We start from the raw sequence: 5,068 nt of genomic DNA on the forward strand, positions 1-5,068 counted from the left end.
CGAATATGCGACAGTTGATTCCGCGAGGTCACCAGTGTGCCGCCCCTTCCGCAATGGCCGACACCTGCTGACCGTCCGATTCACCCCTGGGGCATCAGGGCCGCGGCGGCGCCGAGCAGGATGTAGACGACCCCGCTGGAACGGTCGAGCCGACGGCGGCTGGTCGGATTGCGCAGCCGACCGGACAGGCCGCTGGCGAGCATCGCGTAGGTGCCGTCGCTCAGCATCCCCATGACGAGAAAACCCGCGCAGAAGAACAAGATCTGGAAGAGCACGGCACCGCGGGCCGGGTCGACGAACTGGGGCAGGAAAGCGGTGAAGAAGATGAGCGTCTTCGGGTTGAGCAGGCTGACGATCACCGCCTGGCGGTAGACCCGGTGCAGCGGAACGGGCGTGAGTTCCAGGTCCGCGCCGGAGCTCAGCGACCGGAACTTGGCTATGCCGAGCCAGAGCAGGTATCCGGCGCCGAGCAGCCGGATGATGGTGAACGCGGTCGACGACGCGGCCAGCAGCGCCGACAATCCCAGTGCGCTGCAGAGGATGTACGGGATGGTGCCGGTGTGCATGCCCAGCACCGAGACGAGGCCGGCGTTGCGGCCTTGGGTCACGCTCCTGGTCACGATGTAGAGCACCGACGGACCCGGGATGAGGAACAACACCCCAGCCGCGGCCACGAAGAGCAGGATCGTCGAGAAATCAGGCATATTCGGGCCAAGCGGGGCGGTAGGTCAGGTCGACGGTCCAGATGTCATCGGGCACCATCTTGCACAGCTTGGTGCCGAAGGCCGACGGGTCGGGGCGCAGCTGGAAGCGGGCGTCCCAGTCGTCCTCGTGCGGGCCGGCGTACCGGGTCAGGATGCGCCTGCCGCGCGGCACGTCGAACGGGACAACGTATGCCTTGCCGTGCGCGATGACCTGGCGGGTCTCGCCGGTGCGCAGGTCACAGGTGTCGATCACGAGCTCGAACTCCGGGTCGGCGGCCAGTCGCTGCTCCAGGATGGACCACGCGCCGGTGAGCTTCCAGAACGCCTCCTCCTCCCAGATGTACCAGAACGGCCGGATCACCGGCCCGGCCAGCGCGATCCGCCCAACCAGCGGCCGGTCCAGGAACCGCTCGACGTCGAACTGGGCGCCGGCGAACGGGCCGATCCGGCCCTCGGTGCGGGTGAAGCGGACCCGGCGGGCCTTGATGTCCGCGGTCATGCCGCGACCTCGTACACGCACCGGAAGCCGACCTCGTTGTGCCGATCGGTGAGCAGGTCCTTGCCGCGGTAGAAGGTGGTGAGGCAGACCAGCGGGGAGGTCCAGGTGCCGCCGCGCAACACGTGGAACGCCTCGGGCCGGTTCATCACCTCGGACCCCCCGTGCCCCTTGAAGAACGGTGCCATGTCCGCGCGGGTGAAGAAGTTGGTGCGGGTGAGCTCCCAGACGTTGCCGGCCATGTTCAACGCGCCGTACGGGCTCGCCCCGGCGGGCAGCGCGTCCGCGGCTACGACCGGGCTCTTCGGCCAGTCCAACGTGGTCTGCACCAGCAGCGCCTCCAGGTCGGCCAGATCTCGCAGCTCCTTGCGATCGTACGCGGTGAGCACGGACTGCGCCTTCGTCCGATCCCACTCGTCGCCCCAGGGGTAGGCGCGGGCGTCGGTGCCGCGGGCGGCCTTCTCCCACTGGTCCTCGGACGGCAGTTTGCCGCCCGCCCAGCGGGCGAACGCGTACGCGTCGTACCAGTCGACGCCGACAACGGGATAGGACGGGTCGTTGAAGCGGGGGTCGCGCCAGTGCGCCGGCGTGTAGTCCTTGCCCTGTGGTTCGTCCGGGTGCGCGAACTCGGTGCTTCCCTTGGCTTCGGCCAGGAATTCCGCGTACCGGGCGTTGGTCACGGCGGTGCGGTCGATGTGGAACGCCGGCAACGTGACCACGCGCAGCGGATTGTCGGTGTCATCCATTTGGAACGGACCGATCTCCTGCGCCTGGGCGCCCGCGATGAACGGTCCCGCCGGCACGAGCACGGCGTCGCGCAGGTCCGGCTCGCGGCGGGCGGCCGCGACCGCGGCGTGCTTGTCGGCGAAGTGCTTGTCCTCCAACGCCCGCAGCTCGTCGGGGTCGTGCGAGCCGAAGTAGTTCCACAGCGCCCGCTTGGTGAACGCCGCGCCGCAGCCCACCGGCTTGCGCGCGTAGCCCGGCCGGCTGAAGTTGCTCGGCCAGCCCGAGATGCGAATCATGTGTTCGACTGATTCCGGGATCCGGTGCTCGCCGGCCGTCCTGATCGCGGTGAACGCCACCCAGTCGACGTCGTCGTGGGTCGCCTCGCTGATCGCCTCCCGGGCCGCGGCGTGCCCGGTAAACCGGGCACCGAGGGTCTGCACCGCGATGCGTCGCACGTTCCAGTCCCCGTGCCCGCCCGCGAGCGCGCACAGCTCGTCGACCAGGCGGTCCGTGCCGTCGCCATCGGTGACGGCCCGCTCGAACTCGTGCAGCCGATCCGCGTACGCCTGGTCGTCGAGCCCGGCCAGGGTGGCGGCGTCCACCAGTTCATCGAACATGCCGAACTCCTCTATCCTCGCGGGCAAGGGCGCCGGGTGGCGGTCTGGTCGCCACCCGGCGCCCTTGCCGTCTACACCGTCACCACTTGGTCGCGGCCTCGCCCGCGTCGCGGGAACCGATGAACTCCTCGTTCGACATGTCACTCCTCCTCTCCCGTTTCGAATCACTCATGACCGCACACGAGTGCGGCTGTCGGCGACACAGGAGATGCGCATGGCGATTTTCCGAATACCAGATCCGGCCGCAAAGCGCAGAAATCCCAGGGTGTGAGAAGTGAATCTGATTAGCTGGGTCTACTCACCCAACAAAACCCCCATTGCCATCCCCCATGATTCGTGACTTCTTCCAAGCTAGCGAGGGCGTCGTTGGTTGGCAAGGCATCTCGTCAGGCTCACTCGTATGGGCTAAAATAGACGGAATCGAATAGCACCATCGAACGGATGGTCCGCACTGCTTGCGGACACATTGTCGTACCGGAGTGCGACTTCACGCCGTGCGTGGCAAATTCCGCAGTGACGTCGATGTGAACTCGCGGCCGTCACCGCCGGCGTCGGTCACGGTCACGACTGTCCATTGCGGCCGGTGAGTCGATAGATCAACGTGACCACGCAGGAACCGAGGGAGCCACACGACCCGACGGCTGGCAAGGCAACACGCTGGTGCACGGCCGGGATCGGTGCGACTGGGTGAAGATCTACTGAGACGAATGCTGCGGAGCGACAACATCGAGCGAGACATTCCGTGCCGGGCGACGACATCAGGTGAGACGCGACGGCAGCGCACGGCCCCGTGCGGGCAATTTCAGTCGCCGTCCGCTACGAACTCGACAACCTCGGGTGAGAAACCGGCAACGTCACGTGAGAAGGGACAATAATCGAGTTCACCGGACACCGTCAGCACCGCGACGCCACCGCTCCACGCGGTGACCGGGTCTCCGAGTTGACCGCCCTCGCCTGCGGCGACGCCGAACTCGGAGCAGGAGCGCACCTGCGCTGCACCGGCAAAGGCCGCAAGCAGCGGTGCACCCCGCTGACCAAGCCAACGGCCAGGCTGCTCCAGCGATGGGTCACCGACCGCCGCGCGACCCCGGGCGACCCACTGTTCCCCAACCGCGCCGGCGGTCGCCTCAGCCGCGACGCGGTCGCCGACCTGCTGGCCAAATACCTTCCCAGCGCCGCCAAGAGTTGCCCGACGCTGGCTGCCAAGAACGTCACGCCGCACACATTGCGCCACACAGCGGCGATGGCGCTGCTGCATGCCGGAGTCGACACCGCGACCATCGCGCTCTGGCTCGGGCACGCCAGCACGAAAGCCACCGATGTCTACCTGCACGCCGACATGGCCCTGAAGGAGCGAGCTCTGGCCCGCACCGCGCCACGGCCAGCGAGGGCAACCCGTTACCGGCCACCGGATGCCCTGCTGAGCTTCCTCGAAAGCCTCTGACCCAGCGTCTCCCGGCCCCGTCACGCGCGCCTGCTCCACCACGGCTGATCCGCCGGCGCCTGCGGGTCGTGCACGGTGCGGCGGCAGAACACCTCGTCCAACGGCTCCACCTTGGCCAGCAGCGCCCGCCGGGAACGAGGGCTCAGCGCCGCCAGCGCCTGCTCCAAGACCTCACGGGCCTCCGTCGGGTCACAGCATGGGCACCCATGGCGGACAGCCTCCTCAAGCAGGCGGCGGGCATCGGAGTGGACCGCGCGCTTCCAGTCGGCCAGCGCGCCGGCCACAGCCCCCGGCCACAAGCGGCCGCAGCGCTCAAGGACTTGAATCTCGCCGACGGCCTTGGCCCCCAAGCCATCGACGACGGACAGCTTGTCCCCTGGCCGGAGTCGGCACGGCATCGCGGCCCGCACAGCCGCTGGCGATCTACGCGCCATGGCCCTTTCTAGTCATCATCACTGGACGATCATCGCACACCCCGGGCGAGTCAGGAACTCGCGCAGCACCCGGAATATGCCGACCAAAGTCCCTGCCCAGCACTACCAACCAGGCCAAACACCGTCGACCATGACCCAGCCCGGCATAACCAGCTTCCCGAGATAATTCGCCGCATCGAATCCGCGGCTGGCGCGGGCCACGGTCTCCGACGCCTTCACCGACTGGGAGTCGATCACCACCGCGACGGCGTCGGGCGGGTGGCCGCGGCGGGTCCTCAGCCACCGGCGGAGGTGATCACGGATCTGGCCAAGCACGCCGGCGGCCGTCCACCGCGCGAAGAAGCCGTAGACGGTGCGCCAGGGCGGGTAGTCGCGCGGGAGTGCGCGCCATTTCGCCCCGTTGTCCACGATGTAGCGAATCGCGTCCACGATCGCGCGCCGGTCGTGGCGCTCCGGCCGGCCGCCGCGCTCGGTCTGGCAGGTCGGGACCGGCAGCAGCGGCTCGATCAGCGCCCACTCTGCGGCGGTGGTGTCCGACGGGTAGCGGTGCCGGCGACCGGCGACGGGCCTCATGGCCCGGCTCGCCGTCGGCGCGGCGCCACCCGGGCGGCGCCGGGATGCTGCTCCGGTGGCGGTTCAAGCATGGT

At 68.5% G+C, this 5,068-nt stretch carries 5 protein-coding genes and 1 pseudogene; 1 reads left to right on the forward strand and 5 read right to left on the reverse strand.

Annotation, left to right across the window (positions count from 1 at the left end; genetic code table 11):
• Positions 1-80: 80 nt before the first annotated feature.
• From ACIG5F_RS49130 to ACIG5F_RS49140, 3 genes are read right to left on the reverse strand one after another with little or no spacing between them, the layout of a single operon-like run.
• A complete protein-coding gene (locus tag ACIG5F_RS49130; RefSeq protein ID WP_396527267.1) occupies positions 81-674 on the reverse strand; it encodes a LysE family translocator in 594 nt (197 codons plus the stop codon).
• A 22-nt stretch (positions 675-696) separates the two neighbouring features.
• Complete coding sequence (locus ACIG5F_RS49135) at positions 697-1,203, reverse strand: pyridoxamine 5'-phosphate oxidase family protein (RefSeq protein WP_396527268.1); 507 nt, start codon at positions 1,201-1,203, stop codon at positions 697-699.
• Positions 1,200-2,543: an SUMF1/EgtB/PvdO family nonheme iron enzyme gene (locus tag ACIG5F_RS49140; protein WP_396527269.1), complete on the reverse strand. Its 1,344-nt coding sequence runs from the start codon at positions 2,541-2,543 to the stop codon at positions 1,200-1,202. Before ACIG5F_RS49140 ends, ACIG5F_RS49135 begins: the two co-directional genes overlap by 4 nt.
• A gap of 874 nt (positions 2,544-3,417) precedes the next feature.
• On the opposite strand from ACIG5F_RS49140, the gene ACIG5F_RS49145 reads away from it, so the two are divergent.
• Entirely contained in the window at positions 3,418-3,987 is a 570-nt protein-coding gene (locus ACIG5F_RS49145) for a tyrosine-type recombinase/integrase (protein WP_396527271.1), read from the forward strand.
• 20 nt (positions 3,988-4,007) lie between these two features.
• Here ACIG5F_RS49145 and ACIG5F_RS49150 read toward each other — a convergent pair whose 3' ends face one another.
• Positions 4,008-4,154 (reverse strand): hypothetical protein, encoded by a 147-nt coding sequence (locus tag ACIG5F_RS49150; RefSeq protein WP_396527270.1) that lies wholly within the window; start codon positions 4,152-4,154, stop codon positions 4,008-4,010.
• Positions 4,155-4,592: 438 nt separating this feature from the next.
• Positions 4,593-4,994 (reverse strand): annotated as a pseudogene (locus ACIG5F_RS49155) (transposase); the annotation flags it as partial.
• Positions 4,995-5,068 lie beyond the last annotated feature (74 nt).

It is taken from the genome of Kutzneria sp. NPDC052558 (assembly GCF_044547355.1).
Lineage (GTDB): Bacteria > Actinomycetota > Actinomycetes > Mycobacteriales > Pseudonocardiaceae > Kutzneria.